The organism is Halorubrum sp. JWXQ-INN 858 (assembly GCF_009806985.1).
GTDB lineage: Archaea > Halobacteriota > Halobacteria > Halobacteriales > Haloferacaceae > Halorubrum.
This window is the reverse complement of the sequence record NZ_WUAX01000006.1, coordinates 108,318-128,763: the sequence shown is the minus strand read 5'-3', so window position 1 is coordinate 128,763 and position 20,446 is coordinate 108,318. Positions and strand designations below refer to the sequence as shown.

Below are 20,446 nucleotides of genomic sequence, written 5' to 3'. Positions count from 1 at the left end.
CAGGTACGCTCCTCGACCGGCGGCTCACGCGAGCGTGTACGTCCCGTCGTGGCGGGCGATCAGGTCCTGTTTGCGCAGCGTTTTCAGGATGCTGTACAGCGAGATCTTCTTCATCCCGAGCGAATCGCCCATCTCGGCGACGGTCGCGCCGTCGTTCGTCGTCAGGTACAGGTACACGAGCTTCGCGCGGGGAGACCGCAGTTCCGGCGGCATTGCCGGCGTCGCCGCCGCGGGTGCCGTCTCTGTTTTCAACATCTCGTTCGGCAAGAACGGTTCGACGATAATAAACCCCCTACTCAACGATCGTCGAAATACGCTGATCGGTCGTCTCCGCGTATCTCGTGCCGTTTCTACGGGAAACACTCCCACTGACGCCTCGAACGCGTACGTCGATCGCGCCGGTTCCCGGCTGGACTTCGACCGTCGACGGGTAGAAAACCGTGATCGATCCCGAACGATGCAGTCAGTACGACCGGACCTTCGGCTCGTACGTCTTGTTCTCGCCCTCGAGGATCGTGGGCTTGTACCAGAGTTCCGGCTCGCCGTCGTTCCACGAGACGAGCGTGTGTTTCAACCAGTTCTCGTCGTCGCGGATCTGGTTCTCCTGTCGCCAGTGGGCCCCGCGGAACTCGTTGCGCGCGAGCGCGCCCATCGTGAGCGCCTCCGCGATGTCGAGGACGTTCCGCGTCTCCATCGTGTGGATGAGGTCCGTGTTGAACGTCCGGGAGGGGTCCGAGACGGCGACGTCCTGGTACGCCTCGCGCGCCTCACGGAGATCGACCAGTGCCTCCTTCAGGCCGGGCTCCGCGCGGAACACGTTGACGTTGTCCGTCATCGTGCGCTGGACTCGCGAGCGGATCTCCGCGTGGTTCCGCCCCTCGCGGGCCATGAGCGTCTCGACGAACTCCCGCTGTCGCTCGACGGTCGCCGACAACACCGCGTCGCCGTCGGTCGCCACCGCGCCGCCGTCGGCGGCCGCCGGGTCGCTCCCGGCGACCTCGCCGAGTTCGACCTCGAACTCGTAGTCGGCGACCTCGTAGTCGCCGGTCTTCCCGGTCGGGATCTCCGCCTCGCCGAGGTCCTTGCCGGCGGCGTGGTAGCCGGCGCGCTTCCCGAAGACGATGAGCTCCGGGAGGGCGTTGCCGCCGAGGCGGTTCGCGCCGTGAACGGACGCGCAGGCGCACTCGCCGGCCGCGTACAACCCGTCGATGCACGTCGCGCCGTGCTCGTCGGTCTCGATGCCGCCCATCGCGTAGTGCTGTCCGGGTTTGACCGGCATCGGCTCCGTGAGCCCGTCAGCGCCCTCGAAGTCCTCCGCGAGGTGCAGGATGTTCTCCAGGCGGTCGATGATGCGCTCCTCGCCCAAGTGCCGCATGTCGAGGTGGACGTACTCGTCTTCGATCCCCCGTCCCTCGTTGACTTCGGTCAACTCGGCGCGGGAGACGACGTCGCGGGAGGCGAGCTCGCCGTCGTTGTTGGCGTAGCCGTGCTCGAACATGAAGCGTTCCCCCTCCGCGTTGTAGAGGATCCCGCCCTCGCCGCGGACGCCCTCGGAGATGAGCACGCCGGTCGAGGGGAGCGTCGTCGGGTGGAACTGGATGAACTCCATGTCCTCCATCGGGACGCCCGCACGGTACGCCATCGCGACGCCGTCGCCGGTGTTCGCGACCGCGTTGGTGGTGTGGTCGAACACCTGGCCCATGCCGCCGGTCGCGAGGATGACGCCTCCCGTGGCACGGAAGCCGCTGATCTCGCCGCTCTGGATGTCGTAGGCGACGACGCCGTGGCAGGTCCGTTCGGAGGGATCCTCCTCGTCGCTGACCGCGAGGTCCATCACGTGCCACTCGTCGTACACCTGGATCCCCCGTTTGACCACCTGCTCGTACATCGTGTGGAGCATCTGGTGGCCGGTTTCCGCGCCCGCGTACGTCGTTCGCGGGAACGAGAGGCCGCCGAACGGGCGCTGGGAGACGCGACCGTCCTCCTCGCGGGAAAACGGCATCCCCCAGTGTTCGAGCGTGATGACCTCCTCGGGGCTCTCCTTACAGAGGGCCTCCACCGCGGGAGCGTCCCCGAGGTAGTCGGACCCCTTCATCGTGTCGTACGCGTGGTCCTCCCACGAGTCGCCGTCGCGGAGCGCGGCGTTGATCCCGCCCTCCGCCGCGCCCGTGTGCGAGCGGACCGGATGGAGCTTCGTGACCATCGCTACGTCGGCTCCGGCCTCCTGTGCCGCGATCGCCGCGCGGAGGCCGGCCCCGCCCGCGCCGACTACGATTACGTCGTGTTCGTACATGATTGCTGTATAGTGTGTGGTTGGGTCTGGATGTCCTTGAGGGTGTCTCCGGGACTACCAGAACTTCAGGTTGCTCTTGACCGCCTCGCGCTTCAGCTCCTGGATGTGCTCGGTGAGGGGGATGTCCTTCGGACACACCACCGTACAGGAGAACTGGGTCTGACACCGCCAGACGCCGTGTTCCTGCTCGATGATCTCCAGGCGTTTCTGTTTGATCTCCTCGCCCTCGCGCTCGTCCATCGCGAACCGGTACGCCTTGTTGATCGCGGCGGGGCCGAGGTACTCGTTGTCGCCGGCGGCGATGTTACACGAGGACATACACGCGGCACACCAGATACACCGCGTGGACATCTTCACTTTCTCGCGGTTCTCCCGCGTCTGGCGCTGCTCGTCGAGCTCGCCGTCGGGCAGCTCGTTGGTCTGGAAGTACGGCTCGACCGCGTGCATCTGGTCGTAGAAGTGCTCCATGTCGACGACGAGGTCCTTCGTCACCTCGGCGTGCGGAAGCGGCTCAACCCGGATCGGCTCCGACAGCTCGGAGATCTGGGTCTTACACGCGAGGTGTTGGGTCCCGTTGACGAACATCGCGTCCGACCCGCAGATCGCCTGCCGGCACGAGTGCCGGAACGTGAGCGAGGAGTCGTACGTGTCCCGGGAGTACATCAGTGCGTCGAGAACGGTCATCCCCTTCTCGAACGGCACGTGGAAGGTGTCGAACCGCGGCTCCTGTTTCCCCTCGACTTCGGGGTCGTATCGGAACACCTTCAGCTCGACCGTGTCCTCGGCGGCCGCGGCGCGCTCGGCCTCCTCGGCCTGTCGTTCTTCGCGGCGTTCCGCGGCTCGGCGACGCTTCTCCTCGCGGCGGGCGTCGCCTTTCGAGGGAACCGTCGTCTCCGCGTCCGTCGCGTTCTCGCTCGATTCGTCGGTCTGTTTGGGTACTTGCGTGCTCATGGTCAGAAGAGCCCGATGCCGGCCCAGGCGTTCGCGGTGCGGATCCCCTGGACGATCAACACGACGCTCGCGACGATCAGGGTCCACTTGACGACGGTGCGTTTCGTCCCCGTGAGCCCCTGGTTGATCAGGGCGTTGTACACGCCGTTGACTCCGTGGAACGTCGCCGTCAGCAGGAACAACACCATCAGCGAGTAGTAGCTCAGCGTCTCCATCCGGCCGGCGCTCATCAGGAACGACACCTCGTCCGCGTGGTGGACGAAGTGGAGCAGGAAGAAGTGGAACGCCAGGACGACTATCAGGAACGCCGCCGTGAGTCGCTGGAGCAGCCACATGTTGCCGCCCGACGAGAACGAAGAGTAGCGTTCCGCCATCTCAGAACGCCCCCGCGATGAACGTCGGGACGGACGCGACGGTGATCGCTCCCGTCAGGACCAACGACGCGTAGAAGCTCTTGTCCTGTGATTCAAGCCCGATACCGAGGTCGACGAGGAGGAGGCGGGTCCCGTTCAGCATGTGGAACACCGCCACCGCGAGCAGCCCGACCTCGAGGATGCGAACCAACAGCAGCTCCTCGAGCGTGACGATCGTCTGGGTGTAGACGTCGTCGCCGGCCTGCAACACGGCCTCCTCGGCACCCGCCGCCGGAATCGCGGTGCTCAACACGGCGATATGGGTGAAGAGGTAGCCCACAAGTACCCAGCCGGTAAACTTGTGGAAGATCCACGCCCACATCCCCGCCGAGAACTCCCGCCACCGGCCGAAGTCCTCGATGAGGCCCCGATTGTACGACTGACTCATACGTAGGTGGCTCGGTCCCGGGGTCGTATAGTAGTTTCTAACGCGGCGGACGCCGGGACCGTTCGACCGGGCGATCCGGGCCGATCCGGCGGAGCGATCCATCGGGATACCTTGTCTGGCCGCCCGCGGGTACGACGTGTCTCGGCTGGAAGGAGCGACGCGCTAGTCTGGGGAGCGACGCGCCGGTCCGGGAAGTGACGCGCCGGTCCGGGAAGTGACGCGCCGGTCCGGATCCGATGTGAGATTGATGCTAACAATCCCCATTCGATGACTCTCACGGAAGTCTTTTAAGTGGGTAACTCGCTCATACGGATGCAATGGCGAAAGGCGAAGTTGACTTCTTCAACGACACTGGCGGCTACGGTTTCATTACGACTGACGACGCGGACGAGGACGTGTTCTTCCACATGGAAGACGTCGGCGGCCCGGACCTCGAGGAGGGGCAGGAGGTCGAGTTCGACATCGAGCAGGCCGACAAGGGCCCGCGCGCGACCAACGTCACCCGTCTGTAACCGACAGTACTGACGTTTCCAGGTGTATCGGCTTTTTCGAACGCTCACCCATCAGAGCGATAGCGTCGGTCGTTCGGCGCGGGCGACGTCGATGTCGCATCTCGACCCGCTCCACGTCCGATGCCCCGCTCGAGTGCGTGGGCACGTTCCCTCATGTGTAGCCGGATATGTAGTGGAATGTGTAGCCGAGAAATCATTTTCGAACGAACAGCACCGGGCTCGTGGTGGAAGCGACCGTTTCCGACCGACCGTCGACACGCCGCCTCTTGCGTCCGATATCCGCCACCGTTCCGGTCGAGAAGGCGCACACCTCCGCCGACGTCGGGGCCGTCCGAACCCCCACACGTAAGATCCCGGAAAGGTTTATTACGCGGATCGCCAACGTCGAAGTGTGTCACAGCGAACCGATGGTCGGGGACCGTCCCGCCGAGCGGTCCTCACGGCCGTCGCGACGGGGGGAGCCACCGCGATCGCCGGCTGTACCGGAGAGGACGGTGACGGCAACGAGGGAGACGGTGACGACCACGGCGGCGAGGGCGAGGGCCGCGGGACGTGGGTCGAGACGCAGTCGACGGACGTGTCGAGTTACAACGTCTTCCGGATCGTCGATCAGACCTCGGCCGACCGCGTCGCCCGGGTGAAAGACCCCCTGTACGAGCTCGACGACGACGACAACCTCTCGGCCCGGCTCGTCCGCGACTACGAGGTGAACGACGACTTCACCGAGTACGCGTTCGCGCTCACGGAACACGCCGCCTGGAGCGACCCGTACGGACGCTTCACGGCCGAGGACGTCGTCTACTCGATCAACGAGGTGATCCTCGGGGAAGACAACTGGGCGGCCGCGTCGAACGTCGGCGACTGGCGGACGACGCCGGCTGGCGAGACCGAATCGGTCGACGTCGAGGTCGAAGCGACCGGGGAGTCCACGTTCGCGGTCCGGTTCCCCGAGCCGAACCCGGGGTTCGTCCTCGAACCTGTTCTCTGGGCGTTTCAGGCGTTCATGCCGAGGGAACTCCTCGAGCCGTACGTCGAGGACCGGGACGGGGACGGCCTCGACGAGGACGACGCGGTGCAGTCGCTCTCGTACGCGGGGAACCTCGGGGCGTACACGGTCGACACCATCGAACCGGAAGCGCGCATGCTCACGGTCCGGAACGGCGACTACTACCGCCGGAGCCACGAGGAGGCCGCGGACCTCCCGTACTTCGACGCGTTCGAGTTCCGGGTGATCCGCGAGGAGTCGACCCGCCTGTCGGCGCTCCAGACCGGCGAGGTCACGACGACCCACGTCCCCGCCCGCCGGCGAGACGAGTTCGCCGCCATGGACGGGGTCCAAGTCGTCGACGTCCCGTCGGCGTACGTCTCGTCGATCATCTATCAGCACCGCGGCAACGGGGCGTGGGACGGGTGGGACGACCCCGCCGTGCGCCGGGCGTTCACCCGTGCGACCGACGTCGGATCGATCGTCGACGACGTCCTCCACGGGGCGGCACGGCCGGCGGCGACCTACCAGCCCGAGTGGTCGTCGTTCTACGACGACAGCGAGGTGGACCGGGTCGGCTTCGACCCCGACCGGGCCCGGGCGGAACTGGCCGACGCCCTCCCGGACGGCTACGCGTACGACGGCGACGTCCTCGTCGAGGAGGCGACCGGCGAGCAGCTGTCGCTCACGTACGCCTACTCGACCGGCGTCGACGACGTGGAGGTGACCGCCCGGTTCCTGGCCGAGGAGTACGAGACCCACCTCGGGGTCGACGTCGACCTCGAAGGGGTCCCGTTCGACGTCCTCCTGAGCGAGTTCCTCCAGGTGCCGAACGTCGCCGACGCGCGCGAGTTCGACATGCTCGCCGGGATCCGGACGAACACGTACCCCCGGTCGCCGGAGGCGACGAGACAGTTCTGGGACCCCGAGTTCAACGCCGTCCTCGGCGGCTACCCGGACCCGCGTGGGGTCACCGAACTGCTCGCGGAGGCGTCGCGAGCGACCGACCTGGACCGCCGCCAGGGCCTGCTCGCCGAGGCGTTCGGGGTCCTCAGCGAGGAGCAGCCGTTCAACTTCCTCCACTTCCCCGACGACGTGCTCGGCTACCGGGACGACGTGGAGTTCGGCGAGGAGCCGTCCCCGTGGTGGGGGTACGACCGCGACCGCTGGCGGTTCCGGCCGGAATGACGATGACGGGGCGCGACGGTGCCCCGTCGAGGGAACGTGGCGGCGCGTCGTCCACCGCCCCGGGCCGCACCGAGCCGCCTCCGGCCGCGACGTCACCGTCCCCGGCGGGTCGGGTTCCGGCGATCCTGACGGTCCATCGATAGGGATTTAGCCCCTGCTGACTGACCAGTCAGTCAATGACCGACGAGCCGAGCACGGCCGAGGAGATCATGGACGGGGTCTATCGTGCCCTGTGTGCACACGGCTACGCCGGGCTCACGATGCAGGACATCGCCGACGAGTGCTCGAAGAGCAAGTCCCTGCTGCACTACCACTACGACACGAAGGAGGACCTCCTCGTCGCCTTCCTCGACCACGTGATCAGCGACTTCGAGGGGCGCGTCGCCGAGCGCGCCGACCGCCCCCCGACCGAACGGCTGGTCGAGTTCGTCTGCTGGTTCGTCTTCGAGCGCGACGAGAGCGAGCGCGAGTCGTTCCACATCGCGCTGTTGGAGCTCCGCTCGCAGGGGCCGTTCAACGACCGGATCCGCGAGCAGCTGGCCCGGAGCGACCGCCTCCTCCGGGGGACCGTGTCGGAGGTGCTCGTCGAGGGGATCGATTCGGGCGTCTTCCGCGACGTCGACGTCGAGGAGACGGCCGCGCTGCTCGTCGCGACCCTCGACGGGGCGCGCACGCGACAGATCACCATGGCCGGCGACGAGTCTGAGGGACCGGCGTACACCCGGACGGTCGCGGAGGCGACGATGAGCCGAGTCCTCGAACCGCTCCTCGCCGAGGGGGTCGAGCTGCCGTCCATCGCCGAAACCGTCGAGAGCCTCCCCGCCCGAACAGGGGAGGAACCCGGAGAGGGGCGTGCGGCGGGTGAGGAGACGATGGACGAGGATGCGACGGACGAGGATGTGATGGGCGAGGGGACGACGGATGGACCGGCCGCGGACGCGACCGACGGATCGACCGCGAGCGTAACGGCCGACGACGAGGACTCGGGATGAGCGCGAACGGGCGGAGGTGAGTGGCCGTGGGACGACTTCCGTCGTTCGGGATCGAACGGCCGCCGACGGTGCTGCTCGCGGTGATCGCGAGCACCTTCTTCGTCGGGTTCGGCGGCGGTGTCGTCTTCCCCATCCTCCCGAACCTCGGGGCCGTCCTCGGCATCTCGGCGTTCATGGTCGGCGTGATCCTCTCGGCGAACCGCTGGGTGCGGCTCGTCGCCAACGCGCCTGCGGGCGCATTGGTGGACCGGTACGGGACGCGTAAACCCTTCGTCTACGGGCTGCTCATCGAGGGGATCGCTACCCTCGGGTACGTGGTCGCACTGGTCATGCCGCCGGCGGAGTCGCTACGGTGGGTCGCCGAGGGGCTCCCGACGGTCGCGGTCGGCTCCCTCGTCGTCGGCACCGACCAGTGGTTCACGCCGATCGCGGCCGCCGTCGCGCCGGAGACGTGGTTCTTGCTCGCACGGGTGTTGTGGGGGCTCGGGTCGGCGGCGGTGTTCGCGACCGCGTACACGATCGCGGCCGACGTCTCCGACAGCGGCTCGCGCGGGACGAACATGGGCGTGGTCCGCGGCGGGATCACGATGGGGTTCCCGGCGGGGCTCGTGCTCGGCGGCGTCGTCTCCTCGCTCGCCGGCAACGTCGCCGCGTTCGCCGCCGCCGCCGCGTTCGCGCTCCTCGCGAGCGTCGTCGCGTACCGGCTCGTCCCCGAGACCCACGTGACCAGCGCCGGCGAGAAGGCGTCGGTCAGGCCGTGGGAGATCGACACCTCGATCCCCGCGGTCACCGTCGGGCTCGTCAACTTCGGGCTGCTGTTCGCGTACATCGGCGCGCTGTTCGCCACGCTGGTGTTGTTCCTCGGCGAGAACGACGTCTCGCTGCTCGGGCTCGATCCGCAGGGCACCTCCGGGATATTCATGGCCGGCACGGTGATCTCCGCGTCGGTGTTCATGCTCGTCGGCGGCCGGATCTCGGACACGCGGGAGTCGCGGACGCCGATCCTCCTCGCGTTCCTCGTCGTCTCCTTCGCGGGGTTCCTGCTTTTGGCCCGGGCCGGGTCGACGCTCGACCTCGCGCTCGCCTGCCTGTTCATCGGGGCGGGACAGGGCGGGACGAGCGGCCCGATGATGGCGCTGTTGGCGGACCTGACCCCCGACGAGCGGATGGGCCGGGCGTCGGGGACGAACAACGTGCTCGGCGACGTGGGCGGCGGGCTCGGCCCGATGCTCTCGTTACCGCTGATAGATCTGGTCGGGTTCACGCCGATCTACGTGGCGTGTGCGGCGGTGCCGCTGCTCGCCGGGGTCGTGTTGCTGTTCGGGATCCGCCGCGAGACGGGGACCTTCCTCCCGGGACGGATCGCGACCGAGGTGTGAGGCGGGCGACGGGTCGGAGCCGAACGGGACTCAGGATCGACCCAGCACCGGACGCGAATCGGAAACGAGAACCGCCCGGGCCGTGACCGCCACCACGGCCCCGGTTCGGCGGCGTGTGAACCGCTCCCGCCCCCCGCGTGAAAGAACAACCGTTAAAAGTCGCCGCCGGGTCAATACGGGTATGGCTGGAACCATCGAAGTGCTCGTCCCCGGCGGGCAGGCCAACCCTGGCCCGCCGCTCGGGCCGGAGCTCGGCCCGACCCCGGTAGACGTACAGGACGTCGTCAACCAGATCAACGAGGAGACCGCGGCCTTCGACGGCATGGAGGTCCCGGTTACCGTCGAGTACGACGACGACGGCTCCTTCAGCATCGAGGTCGGCGTCCCGCCGACGGCGGAGCTCATCAAGGACGAGGTCGGCTTCGAGACCGGCTCGGGCGAACCCCAGAAGGACTTCGTCGCCGACATGTCCGTCGAGCAAGTGAAGAAGGTCGCCGAGCAGAAGTCCACGGACCTGCTCGCGTACGACACGAAGAACGCCGCCAAGGAGGTCGGCGGCACCTGCGCCTCCCTCGGCGTCACCATCGAAGGCGAGGACGCCCGGACGTTCGACGACCGCGTCGACGCCGGCGACTACGACGACGTCCTCGACGCGTAACCGGGCCCCACGCCCGTTCGCGGGCGGTATCGTCCGTGTTCCGGTTCTTTCTCGTTTCGGTTGCCGAACGCTCACGAACCCATCCAAGCGGCGGCTCCGTGGACCGCGACGGCGATGGCGACGATCGACGACCCGTCGTCCCCTTATCGATGTCCGTCGCTCGCGAGGACGTTCGCGGCAGTATGCGGGGGAAGGGATTCGAACCTTGAAAAGACGTTCACGGGCTTCCGTTGCGTCTTCGACGGACGGGTCCGGGCTGCGACTTTCCGGGTCAGAATCCCTTTTAAGCCGGGATCTGCCGCTCGCGAGGGTGCTCGCGGCAGCATGCGGGGGAAGGGATTCGAACCACGGTCACTCCGCAACGCTCCGTTCTCTGATCCGAATCCCTTTTAAGCAGGGATCTGCCGCTCGCGAGAATGCTCGCGGCAGCATGCGGGGGAAGGGATTCGAACCACGGTCGCTCCGCAACGCTCCGTTCCCTGATTCGAATCCCTTATAAGCCGGGATCTGCCGCTCGCGAGGATGCTCGCGGCAGTATGCGGGGGAAGGGATTCGAACCACGGTCGCTCCGCAACGCTCCGTTCCCTGATTCGAATCCCTTTTAAGCCGAGATCTGCCGCTCGCGAGAATGCTCGCGGCAGTATGCGGGGGAAGGGATTCGAACCCTCGAACCTCTACAGGAGCGGATCTTAAGTCCGCCGCTTTTGGCCAGGCTCAGCCACCCCCGCGCACCTCCGGGTTTTCGGGGGACGGTCAAACGCCTTTCGGATGGCTCCGCGTCGGCCGGCGTGGCCGGCCCGGCCGATCGCGTCGGCGACCGCCACGGTCCGGCAGGTACGCCGCCGCCGACGCTTATAAGAGTGGTCGGCGGACCGCTACCAGTCGACCGAGAGCGTCCCGTCGCCGTGCGGGTTCGGCGCGATCTCCTCGTCGGTTCGGCGGTCGACGACGTGGATGATCCCCTGGTCCTTCTTCGCCGGGCAGACCTCGGCGGCACGGACGTTCTCGGCCAGCTCGTCCTCGCCGATGTAGTACGACCGCACCGCCGCGAGCCCCGTCTCGATGTCCATCTCCCAGTTGTCGGCGACCTCGGCACAGCGGCCCGCGCCGAAGCACTTGTTCGCCTCGAAGACGATCTTGTACGGCTTCTCCTCGACCGGCGGCCCCTCACCGCCCAGGTCGCTCGGGGCGATCACGTCGTCGCGCTCGTCGTGCTCATCGGAGTCGTCGCTCATAGCCCGAAGTCGGAGACAACGCGACTTTCCTCTATCGATCCGAGCGTGTTCGGTCCGTGAACGGGCACCGATCGCTGCTCACAGGGGTGCAGGAAAAACCACGGTGAGACGGCGACGCGGAGCGAGCTTGCAGGTTATTAACCACGATCGAACACAAAGGGCCTCAATACGAGCGCGAAGTTTTGGACATCTATCGTGTTGGGTTCTGTTTGATGTTTATACCCGAACATAATGAGTTATACTACTTGACCAGTTGTAGCCCGGAAATTATATTTAGGAGTGCTATCAGACAGAGCAGAGGAGTCGATCAAATTCAAGACATCAAATCGGAGTACTGTTCCTGATAATACGTTACCTATTTAATTCAGGCTTTATTAAATATTATTTACTAGAATCTCGTCAAAAAGAGAGTATATATAGCAACGATTAATGAGATTTGAATGTGTATTTTATATGTTAATATACTTCTTGGAATCACACCGGTACAAAGCTAACAGATATCCAGTGTTAATTCTCCAGTGGGAGAGGTTGTTTGAATCCAACAAATTTGCCTAGTCTATTTGTGTATCCAACCCAGCGTACTCTAGGAGAGAAGCCTCATCTTCGGTCTGTGACCAAATGAGAAATCCTCGATCAACTACAGAAAGTTTACTATTTCTTTTGTCATAATCAAGAATAAACGGTTTTATCCCTAAATCTGCCTGAAGGGAGCCTGTAGACTGCAAAGACTGGGTCAGATTACCAGGATTCAAACTGGTACCCTCTGGATGTTGTGATTCGATCTTTTTCCTCATATCACCATAAATAAGTCCCTCTTCCAGCTCCGATGAGTCCGCAGTTAGGATAGGGTATAGGAGCCATTTGTACATCTCTAATTCTGTCGATTGGAAACCATCAGAGAAGTTTCGAATAAAGGATTCGTACCTTGCTTTCTGAGAATCAATAATCTCTGCGATTATTTCGTTAGCATCTAGATCAGTACCGACTACTGTTGTAGGACCACTACTGTCAAGTATATTTTCTTCAAGACAGGCCTCTTGGCAAGCTTCCTGAACGATGAAAACGCTATCATGGCAATTTTTAATCAATTCTTTCTTGAATTTCGCATCGAACTCAATATCCAATAAATCAGCACCTTTCTTAATTACATCTTCCAAATCATTAGAAGTCCACTTATCCGCATTCACCGAAATAACACGGCCAGTCAAATCTCCATTTTTAACGATAAGTTTGTTTTCTTCTAACCAAACACCAACAATAACAAAATTAAGATCAGAGGTTTCGTGAAATGCCTTTAGTGCGACAGAGAAATCTTCTTGCGTATCTTCCGGTAAATAATGAAAATCCTCGAGTACGATCTTCTTGGAGAAACTGATCGTATCTAAAGCGTCAATAACGTCATTCACGTCTTCTGGATCAAGCTCTAAACCTTCTTCAAGAACTTCTTTTTGCCCGGATATTGTAGTTTCAGATCCGCCACTTAATAGGCCAGAACGTATCTTTGCAGTAATTTTTTGAGATCCAGAAATAGATCTCTTTTCAGATTTAGTTATTTTAAACCCAGACTTCTTCAAGATTGCAGAGTGAATATCTTCCAAATCCCATCTATTATTACACTGAACAACTATTTGACTATCTTCAGTAATACACGACTTTCGAAGGCAGGTTTTACCCTGTTTTGAGCCCCCATATATCACAACATGTTTGTTCCTATGGAGTGTTTTCTCTAATTCATTATCTACATACTCTCTACGAACATAATTCTCAGGTATACCCCTAGCCATACCAAACACTTCATCAATCTTGTAAGTGTGTGTCGGCATTTGAGACTTATTTGATTGAACAACATTATAGATTCTTCGATTAAATTATGACTTTCTGATGTTAGACAATAGTAGATAGATACTACTAATCATCAACTTTGAATAAACGTATCTAAATTAAATAAATGGTTTCAGAACATGTTCAATGCATAATCAGCGGCCAAATATGGTCGTCTAGATAATTAAAATCGAGTATAATTTGTAGCACGAGCGCGATGGGATTCGAACCCACGACCATCGGATTAGAAGTCCGACGCTCTATCCTGGCTGAGCTACGCGCCCTCGCGTCGACAGTCAGCGTCGCCGCTTAAAAACGGTCGTGATTCGGGGCGCGCCGTCCAACAGCAGACCTAAGTCCGCCACACCGGTAGGGCGGGTAATGAACGTGTACGGAACCGTCGGGCTTCCCGGCAGCGGCAAGGGGGAGGCGGCGAACGTGGCCGCGGCGGCGGGCGTCCCCGTCGTCGTCATGGGCGACGTCGTCCGCGAGGAGTGTCGGCGGCGCGGGTTGGATCCGGCGGAGCACCACGGACGGATGGCGGGCACGCTGCGCGAGGAGGAGGGCGACGACGCCATCGCGGCCCGGACGCTCCCGCTGATCCGCGAGGCGGCCGCGGACGGCGACGGCGACGCAGTGCTCGTCGACGGGCTCCGCTCGACGGTCGAACTGGAGCGCTTCCGGGAGGCGTTCGGCGACGACTTCACCCTCGTCGCGGTCCACGCCCCGTTCGAGCTCCGCGCCGAGCGGCTCGACGACCGCGGCCGCGACGCCTCGGACGCGAGCCTCGAGGCGCTCCGCGAGCGGGACGAACGCGAGATCGCGCTCGGGCTCGGCGAAACGCTCGAGCGCGCGGACGTCGAGGTCGACAACACGGGCACCCTCGAGGCGTTCCGGACCCGGATCCGCGAGGTGCTCGGCGTCGAGGAGGTCGAGGAGATCGGAGGTGATCGCCCGTGATCTACAGCATCGACGTCCGGATCGAGGCCCCGGTGAACGACACCGAGGTGACCGACCGCGTCGCCGACGCGATCCGCAACGTGTTCCCGGAGACCGATCCGGTCCACGAGGACGGCCGGCTCGTCGCCGAGACGCACACGCTCGACGCGTTCTCCGACGTGCTCCACGAACAGGAGATCCTCGACACCGCCCGGCGCGTGTTCAGGCGGCGGTCCACGGCGGACGGCTTCTCGTTCTCGCTGAAAAAGCAGGCCGCCTTCGAGGGCGTGGTCAACTTCGCGGTGGGGAACCCCGACGAGCTCGGCGACGTCTTCGTCGACGTCCGCGTCCGCGAGCCGGACGTCGAGGCGCTCATCGACTACGTGGCTCCCGAGACCGACGACGGGCGACCGGTCGACCCCGTCCGGGAGTACGGCGACCGGTACGAGCCCGACCCGGAGGACTACTGACTGCCGTCGCCGATCGGTCGACGTGACCGACGCCGTTTAGGCGGCTGCCCGTGAACGGCCTCGCATGGAACCGGTCGACGACTGGGAGGCGGCGCTCTCCGCGACCGGCGAGCTGACCGGCCCGATCGCCGCCGCCATCGTCGACGAACACGGCGACCGCGGGTCCCGCGCCATCGAGGCGGTCGCCGAGGAGCGAGTCAAGCGCTACCGGGACTTCACCGTCGTCGTCGGTCACGAGGACGAATACGTCGTCGAGGACGGACGGTGTGACTGTGCGGACGCGACGTACAACCTCGATCCCGAGGACCCGACGGCGCGGTGCTGGCACGCGCTGGCCGTCGACGTCGCCGACGGCGTGGGCGCGGTCGACCATCACGACATGTGGTACTCCGAGGTCCGGGAATTCCTCTGATCCGCTCGACGCCCCCGTTTTTCGGCGTCACAGTCGGAAACGTTTAGAGCGACCCCCCGTTATCGACGGCCATGGCGGACTGTCCACTCGCCGACGAATGCCCCAGTTTCGACGAACGGATCCAGGGGATGGGGTGTCAACACTACGGGAACAAAGGCGGTGCCGAGTGGTGTAACCACTACGACATGCCGATCTACGAGCTCAAACAGCAGCCGGTCCAGCCCGGCGAGGAGGTCGTGGTCGAGGTCGACGACATGCACGAGAGCGGAGCGGGCGTGGGGCGGACCGAGGACGGCTTCATCGTGCTCGTCGACGGGCTGCTCCCGCCGGCTCGCGCCCGCGTCGCGATCCATCGGGTGAAGTCGAACCACGCGACCGCAAAGCGGGTCGTCGAGCGGCTCCCCGAGGACGAAGAGGGCGAGGACGGCGAAGAGGGCGAGGACGGCGAGTCCGACGACGAGCGCCGCCGACCTACCCGGCCTGACCGCGAGCGACTGGGCAGCCGCGAGAACTTCTGGGGCAAGTGAGGTAACGGGGGCTCCCCCGTTCGGACAGTCCACTCACCGGGACGGTTCTTCAGCCGCCCGATCGGGTCGATCGCATCGACCGCCCGGGGGCGGCGTGTGCGTACGTGTTCCGCCGCCGACGAGCGGTGACGGCGGATTCGTCGCCCCGGTCGCTTGTCACGCACCGCCCCGGTCGTTTGTCACGCACCGCCCTGGTCGCTTGTCACGCACCGCCCCGGTCGCTTGTCACGCACCGCCCCGGTCGCTTTTCACGTCACGTCCCCTTCTGGTCGTATGGTCGCACACGACGGGCACGTCACCGACGGCGGAACCTCCGGGAGCGAGGGGGTTGATGCCGACGTCGACGCCGCGGCGCTGTTGGATCGGGCGGGGTTCGACGCCGACGCGAGCGTCCTCACGCGCAGGCAGGCGGAGGTGCTCGCGCTCCGCGAACAGGGGCTCCGACAGGCCGACATCGCCGACCGGCTCGGCACCTCACGCGCGAACGTCTCCAGCGTCGAGTCGAGCGCGCGCGACAACGTCGAGCGCGCGAAGGAGACGATCGCGTTCGCGGAGGCGCTGTCGGCACCGGTCCGCGTCGAGATCGCCTCCGGGACGGACCTCTACGACGCCCCCCAACAGGTGTACGACGCCTGCGACGAGGCGGGCGTGAAGGTGAGCCAGACCGCCCCGAGCCTCATGAAGACGATCGGCGACCGCGCCGGCGACGCCGTCCACGGGCGGGAGGTACGGAGCCGCCTCTTCGTCACCGTCGCGAACGACGGGGCCCTGCGGGTCCGCAGGCCATGACGTCCTCCCCGGCGTGAGCGACGGGCACGCGCCGACACGCCCGGCACGCCGCGTCACCCGAGCCCCGACTCCTGTCTGAGGAGCACGACCATCGAGACGCCGGATATCACCACGAGGATGAGCGCCGGCACCGCCGCGTACTGGTAGTAGAGCGTCTCGTGGGCGGCCCAGATGATCGTCACGAGCGTGTCGACCCCGATCGGCTGGAGCATGAGCGTCGCCGGCAGCTCCTTCATCGTGGTGAGGAAGACGAGGACGCCGCCGGCGACGACGCCCGGCAGGATGAGCGGCAGCGTCACCTTCCGGAACGTCTCGACCGGGCCGGCGTTCAGCGTGCGGGCGGCCTCGACGAGCCGGTCGTCGACCTGCAACACGGCCGAGCGAGTCGTGCCGACGACCTGCGGGAGGAAGCGGACGACGTACGCGAACACCAACAGCGGGACGGTGCGGTAGATCCACGGCGCGTAGTTCGCGCCGAAAAAGACCAGCGCGAGCCCGATGACCACGCCGGGGACGGCGAAGCCGACGTACGTGGCGCGTTCGAACAGCCGGGAGAGCGGCGAGTCGTACCGCGCCGAGTGGTACGCGACGGGGATCGCCAACAGGCAGGCGACCGCCGCCGCCATCGTCGCGAGGTAGACGGAGTTCAACGCGATGCCGGGCTGGAAGGCGAGCGACGGGACGCTCCCCTCCGGGCCGCGGAGCGCCCAGACGCCGAAGATGGCGACGGGCAAGACCAGCGTGATGACGCCGATCCCCCCGATCGCGGTCATCGCGACCCACTTCCAGCGCCCGAGGCGGATCCGGGCGGTCCGACCCCCGCCGGCCGAGTCGCTGTCGCCGCCGATCCGCGCCTCGATCAGAAGGATGACGGCGGTGACCGCGAGCAGCTGCATCGAGAGGAGCGCGGCGTACTGAACGTTGAACGCGCCGTACTCGACGTAGATCTCGTAGGTAAAGACGCTCACGCGCATGAACGCGGGCGTCCCGAAGTCGGAGACGGCGTACAGCGCGACGAGCAGCGCGCCCGCGGCGACCGCGGGGCGGATCTGCGGGATCACCACCCGCCGGTACGCCTCGATCGGCGGGACGTTGAGGCTCCGAGCGGCCTCGACGATCTCCATGTCGAGCGAGAGCAGGGCCGCCCGCGTCGACAGGTAGACGTACGGGTACGTGTACAGCGTGATGACGAGGACCGCGCCGGGGAAGCCGTCGATCGCCGGAAGGGGGAGGCCGACGGCCTCGCTCACCTCGCCGCCGCTCCCGAACGTCCTGACGAACGCGAACGCCCCGATGTAGCTCGGGATCACGAGCGGCAGCGCGGCGACGACCGTCCAGAAGCGGCCGTACGGGAGGTCGGTCCCCGTCGTGAGCACCGCGAGGGGAACGCCGATGGCGACCGAGAGGACGGTCACGCCGACCATCAGCCCGACGCTGTTGGCGAGGATCTCGGCGGTGCGTGCCGAGAAGACGAGCGAGGCCGCGCGCGCGGGGTCGACCTGTCCGGCCCGGAGGAACAGCCAGAGCAGCGGCGAGGTGACGAGCGTCGCGATGACGCCGCTCAAGAGCAGCAGCCCGAGGGCGGATCGCCCTCCGTCGTCGTCACGCCGAACGGTCTCGAACACGAGTGTCGCTACGATGGTTCTTCCCCGCGGGATTTACGGCTTCTGATAGGGGGTCGACGCGGTGAGGGGCGGATACGGTCCGGGACGGGACGGACGGGGCGTTCGGCGCGTCAGACCGTCATCCCTTCGTCACGGAGCAGGTCGACCGCCCGCTCGACGTCGGCGAGGGCGTTGAGGTCGAACGCCGGCGGGTTGATCTCATCGAGCGTCGGGAGGTCGCCGACGTAGTCGACGCCGTCGAGCACCGGGTACTCGCCGTTGACCTCGACGAAGAACTCCTGGCCCTGGGCGGCGAGGACGTGGCGGGTGAACTCCGCGGCGAGGTTCGGCCGGTCGGCCGCCTTGAGGATCCCGACCCCGGAGACGTTGAACAGACAGCCCGCGTCGTTGTCGGTGAACGCGATGTCGATGGAGGCGTCCGGGTCGTTCTCCACGATGCGGCCGGCGTAGTACTGGTTGCCGAGCCCGACCGCCTGGTTGCCCGCGTTCACCTCCTCGGCCTGTTGGGAGCCGCCGGAGTACAGCGTGGCGTTCTGGTCCTCGACCATCGCGCGGATCCACTCACGGGCCGCGTCCTCGCCCTCCAGTTCGATCATCGCGACGATGAACGACCGGAACGTCCCGGAGTTCGGCCGGGTCGAGATGACGTCGCAGAACCGTTCCTCCTCGGCGTACGCGAAGACGTCGTCCGGGAGGTCCTCCTCCCAACGGTCGGTGTTGTACAGAACCGCACGGACGCGCCCGGACGCGCCGGTCCACGTCCCGTCAGGGTCGCTGTAGTTGTCGTCGACCGCCCCGATGACGTCCTCGGGAAGGGTTCGGACGAGCCCGTCCCGCTTGAGCGACGCGAGCGCCCCGGACGACTGCGTGTAGAACACGTCGGCGGGGCTCCCTTCGCCCTCCTCGTTGATCTTGTTGAGCTGTGCGGAGTTGTCGTCGTAGTCGCGGTTGATCGTGAAGTCGTCGTACGCGTCCTCGATCGCCTCGAACAGCGGATCGATCTGGTCGCGGGTGCGCCCGGAGTACACCGTCAGTTCCCCTTCGAGGTCCCCGAGGTCGTCCCAGGAGACCGCCGAGGACTCGAGCGCCGCGCCCTGCGGACCGTAGTCGTCGAACGGATCGCCGTCGTCCCCGCCACCGAGGATCCCGGTACACCCGGCGACCGCGACGCTCCCGGTCGCCCCCGCGAGCCCGAGAAACCGACGGCGGCTCGTGAGCGGCGCGGATCGGCTGGTCGGATCGTCTCCCATGGTTATTTTAGGCCGACCTAAAAGTAATAAGGGTTCCGGTTTAGGTTGGCCAAAAACTCGATGAATTCTGTGCCCACGGGGCTGAAGAAGGTTTCGAACGACGAACCGTGGAACCACGCTTCCAGGGGCCTCCGTCCCCGGAGCTCGGCCGTCCGTGACGGGTTTAAGTCGTCGCCGAACGGAACGACGGGCATGCTCCGACTCGCCGTGACGACCGACGCGGAGACCCTCGACCGGATCCGTGCGCCGCTCGCCGAGCGCGGGATCGCGGTCGAACACCTCCGCGCGAAAGAGCGGGCGATCCGCGTCTCCGGCGGCGTGACAGGCACGGGCGGTGCGGACGGTGCGGTCGCACACGGCGCGGACGGCACGGACGACCGGTTCGACGTCGGCTTCGTCTACCCCTCGCGGCTCATGGAGGGCGGCGCGATCGACGCGCGGCTGTCGATCCCGTGGGTGAACGGTCGCGACGCCGTGGTGACCTCGCGGAACAAGGCGGGCGTGATCGCCGCGCTCGACCGGGCGGACCTCCCCGTCCCCCGGACGACGATGGTCTCGAACCCGGTCGACGACGACGTCGTCGCCGACGCGGTCGCCGATTTCTCGTTTCCGGTCGTCGTCAAGCCCAACTCCGCGACGCGGGGGATCGGCGTGGCGAAGGCGGCCGACCTCGACTCGCTGTTCGGGATCGTCGACTACCTGAACCTCGCCCACGACTACCGCGCGACGGGGGACAAGTCGTACCTGATCCAGGAGTTCCTCCCGGACGCGCGCGACTACCGCGCGATGGTCGTCGACGGGACGTACGCGGGCGCGGTCCGGCGCGAGCTGCCCGCGGGCGCCCTCACCGCGGGGCGCTGGAAGCACAACGTCCACCGCGGCGCGGACGCACGCGGTGTCGACCTCGACGACGACGCGCGCGAACTCGCGGAGCGGACCGCCGCGACGCTCGGGATCGACTACCTCGGGGTGGACCTGCTCGCGACCGACGGTCGGCTCCTCGTCAACGAGACGAACGCCCGCCCGACGGTGGACGCGGCGACGAAGTACGAGCCGGGTTTCTACGACCGGCTCGCGGGGCTGATCGAGCGCGTTTCGACGCAGGAATAGGGCACCGGGAGAGGCGTCGAACGGGCGTCTCGACGGCCCTTAGACGACGTCGATGGAGGCGGAGTCGTCGTCGCGGTCGAACTCGACCTCGAGCACGCCGTTGTTGAACGTCGCGCTGCCGGAGTGCTCGTCGACCGGGACGGGGAGGTCGACGGTCTCGTCGTACTCCCGCCGGTCGGACGCCGCGGAGATGGTGATCGACTCCCCGTCACACTGGAGGGAGAGCTGCTCCTTCGAGACGGCGGGGAGGTCCGCGACGAGTCGGACGCGCTCGTCGGTCGTGTACGCGTCCACGTGCGTCTCCGATCCGAAGCCGGCGTCCTCGACGCCGGCGCTCGCGCCGGCCATCTCGTTCATCATCCGTTCGATCTCCTCGAAGAAGTCCCCGAACGGATCGTCACGGTCGTCTCTGTCCATACCCCACGTGAAGACCGTGGTCCCGATAAGCCTTCTGTCCACGCACGTATTCGCCGTTATCCGACGCCAGCGCGACTGAAACACGGATGCGC

Annotated in this window: 21 protein-coding genes and 2 tRNA genes; 11 read left to right on the top strand and 12 right to left on the bottom strand. The window is 65.3% G+C overall.

What is annotated here, in order from left to right:
- Nucleotides 1–24 precede the first annotated feature (24 nt).
- The 5 genes from GRS48_RS04015 to sdhC all read right to left on the bottom strand — a co-directional run bounded on the left by GRS48_RS04015 (nt 25) and on the right by sdhC (nt 4,045).
- A complete protein-coding gene (locus tag GRS48_RS04015) occupies nt 25–255 on the bottom strand; it encodes a helix-turn-helix domain-containing protein (RefSeq protein ID WP_159483777.1) in 231 nt (76 codons plus the stop codon).
- Between the two features lie 208 nt (nt 256–463).
- Nucleotides 464–2,293 carry an FAD-binding protein gene (locus GRS48_RS04010; RefSeq protein ID WP_159483775.1) on the bottom strand — a complete coding sequence of 610 codons (1,830 nt, stop codon included), beginning with the start codon at nt 2,291–2,293 and terminating at the stop codon, nt 464–466.
- Between the two features lie 54 nt (nt 2,294–2,347).
- A complete protein-coding gene (locus tag GRS48_RS04005) occupies nt 2,348–3,244 on the bottom strand; it encodes a succinate dehydrogenase/fumarate reductase iron-sulfur subunit (RefSeq protein WP_159483773.1) in 897 nt (298 codons plus the stop codon).
- 2 nt (nt 3,245–3,246) lie between these two features.
- On the bottom strand, nt 3,247–3,618 hold the full coding sequence (locus GRS48_RS04000) for a succinate dehydrogenase (RefSeq protein WP_159483771.1): 372 nt from the start codon (nt 3,616–3,618) through the stop codon (nt 3,247–3,249).
- 1 nt (nt 3,619) lies between these two features.
- Nucleotides 3,620–4,045, bottom strand: a complete 426-nt coding sequence (gene sdhC, locus GRS48_RS03995) for a succinate dehydrogenase, cytochrome b556 subunit (protein ID WP_159483769.1) — start codon at nt 4,043–4,045, stop codon at nt 3,620–3,622.
- Nucleotides 4,046–4,362: 317 nt separating this feature from the next.
- On the opposite strand from sdhC, the gene GRS48_RS03990 reads away from it, so the two are divergent.
- The 5 genes from GRS48_RS03990 (at nt 4,363) to GRS48_RS03970 (ending at nt 9,759) form a co-directional block, all read left to right on the top strand.
- Nucleotides 4,363–4,557 (top strand): cold-shock protein, encoded by a 195-nt coding sequence (locus GRS48_RS03990; protein ID WP_159483767.1) that lies wholly within the window; start codon nt 4,363–4,365, stop codon nt 4,555–4,557.
- Between the two features lie 391 nt (nt 4,558–4,948).
- Nucleotides 4,949–6,730, top strand: coding sequence for an ABC transporter substrate-binding protein (locus GRS48_RS03985; protein ID WP_159483765.1), 1,782 nt, complete (start codon nt 4,949–4,951; stop codon nt 6,728–6,730).
- A gap of 176 nt (nt 6,731–6,906) precedes the next feature.
- On the top strand, nt 6,907–7,722 hold the full coding sequence (locus GRS48_RS03980; RefSeq protein WP_159483763.1) for a TetR/AcrR family transcriptional regulator: 816 nt from the start codon (nt 6,907–6,909) through the stop codon (nt 7,720–7,722).
- 26 nt (nt 7,723–7,748) lie between these two features.
- Entirely contained in the window at nt 7,749–9,101 is a 1,353-nt protein-coding gene (locus tag GRS48_RS03975; protein ID WP_321168285.1) for an MFS transporter, read from the top strand.
- A 181-nt stretch (nt 9,102–9,282) separates the two neighbouring features.
- Nucleotides 9,283–9,759, top strand: a complete 477-nt coding sequence (locus tag GRS48_RS03970; protein ID WP_159483761.1) for a 50S ribosomal protein L11 — start codon at nt 9,283–9,285, stop codon at nt 9,757–9,759.
- A 643-nt stretch (nt 9,760–10,402) separates the two neighbouring features.
- On the opposite strand, the gene GRS48_RS03965 is transcribed toward GRS48_RS03970, so the two are convergent.
- From GRS48_RS03965 to GRS48_RS03950, 4 genes are all read right to left on the bottom strand, one after another.
- Nucleotides 10,403–10,487: transfer RNA gene (locus GRS48_RS03965), tRNA-Leu, on the bottom strand.
- Between the two features lie 147 nt (nt 10,488–10,634).
- On the bottom strand, nt 10,635–10,994 hold the full coding sequence (locus tag GRS48_RS03960; protein WP_159483759.1) for a ferredoxin: 360 nt from the start codon (nt 10,992–10,994) through the stop codon (nt 10,635–10,637).
- A 551-nt stretch (nt 10,995–11,545) separates the two neighbouring features.
- Entirely contained in the window at nt 11,546–12,817 is a 1,272-nt protein-coding gene (locus tag GRS48_RS03955) for a hypothetical protein (protein ID WP_159483757.1), read from the bottom strand.
- 207 nt (nt 12,818–13,024) lie between these two features.
- Nucleotides 13,025–13,099 (bottom strand) — tRNA-Arg (locus GRS48_RS03950).
- Between the two features lie 97 nt (nt 13,100–13,196).
- On the opposite strand from GRS48_RS03950, the gene GRS48_RS03945 reads away from it, so the two are divergent.
- From GRS48_RS03945 to GRS48_RS03925, 5 genes are all read left to right on the top strand, one after another.
- Nucleotides 13,197–13,775 (top strand): AAA family ATPase, encoded by a 579-nt coding sequence (locus tag GRS48_RS03945; RefSeq protein WP_159483755.1) that lies wholly within the window; start codon nt 13,197–13,199, stop codon nt 13,773–13,775.
- Entirely contained in the window at nt 13,772–14,224 is a 453-nt protein-coding gene (locus tag GRS48_RS03940) for an RNA-binding domain-containing protein (RefSeq protein ID WP_321168284.1), read from the top strand. Before GRS48_RS03945 ends, GRS48_RS03940 begins: the two co-directional genes overlap by 4 nt.
- Nucleotides 14,225–14,288: 64 nt before the next feature.
- Nucleotides 14,289–14,636, top strand: coding sequence for a hypothetical protein (locus GRS48_RS03935; protein WP_159483753.1), 348 nt, complete (start codon nt 14,289–14,291; stop codon nt 14,634–14,636).
- Between the two features lie 71 nt (nt 14,637–14,707).
- Nucleotides 14,708–15,163, top strand: coding sequence for a TRAM domain-containing protein (locus GRS48_RS03930; protein ID WP_159483751.1), 456 nt, complete (start codon nt 14,708–14,710; stop codon nt 15,161–15,163).
- 273 nt (nt 15,164–15,436) lie between these two features.
- Nucleotides 15,437–15,952, top strand: a complete 516-nt coding sequence (locus tag GRS48_RS03925; protein WP_159483749.1) for a Tfx family DNA-binding protein — start codon at nt 15,437–15,439, stop codon at nt 15,950–15,952.
- Nucleotides 15,953–16,005: 53 nt separating this feature from the next.
- Here the strand turns inward: GRS48_RS03925 and GRS48_RS03920 are convergent, their stop codons facing one another.
- Nucleotides 16,006–17,577 carry an iron ABC transporter permease gene (locus GRS48_RS03920; protein ID WP_321168283.1) on the bottom strand — a complete coding sequence of 524 codons (1,572 nt, stop codon included), beginning with the start codon at nt 17,575–17,577 and terminating at the stop codon, nt 16,006–16,008.
- Between the two features lie 110 nt (nt 17,578–17,687).
- Nucleotides 17,688–18,827 (bottom strand): extracellular solute-binding protein, encoded by a 1,140-nt coding sequence (locus GRS48_RS03915; RefSeq protein ID WP_159483747.1) that lies wholly within the window; start codon nt 18,825–18,827, stop codon nt 17,688–17,690.
- A 192-nt stretch (nt 18,828–19,019) separates the two neighbouring features.
- Between GRS48_RS03915 and GRS48_RS03910 the strand changes: the two genes are divergently transcribed.
- Nucleotides 19,020–19,937, top strand: coding sequence for a RimK family alpha-L-glutamate ligase (locus GRS48_RS03910; RefSeq protein WP_159483745.1), 918 nt, complete (start codon nt 19,020–19,022; stop codon nt 19,935–19,937).
- A 39-nt stretch (nt 19,938–19,976) separates the two neighbouring features.
- Here GRS48_RS03910 and GRS48_RS03905 read toward each other — a convergent pair whose 3' ends face one another.
- Nucleotides 19,977–20,354, bottom strand: coding sequence for an Hsp20/alpha crystallin family protein (locus GRS48_RS03905; RefSeq protein WP_159483743.1), 378 nt, complete (start codon nt 20,352–20,354; stop codon nt 19,977–19,979).
- Between the last annotated feature and the right edge of the window lie 92 nt (nt 20,355–20,446).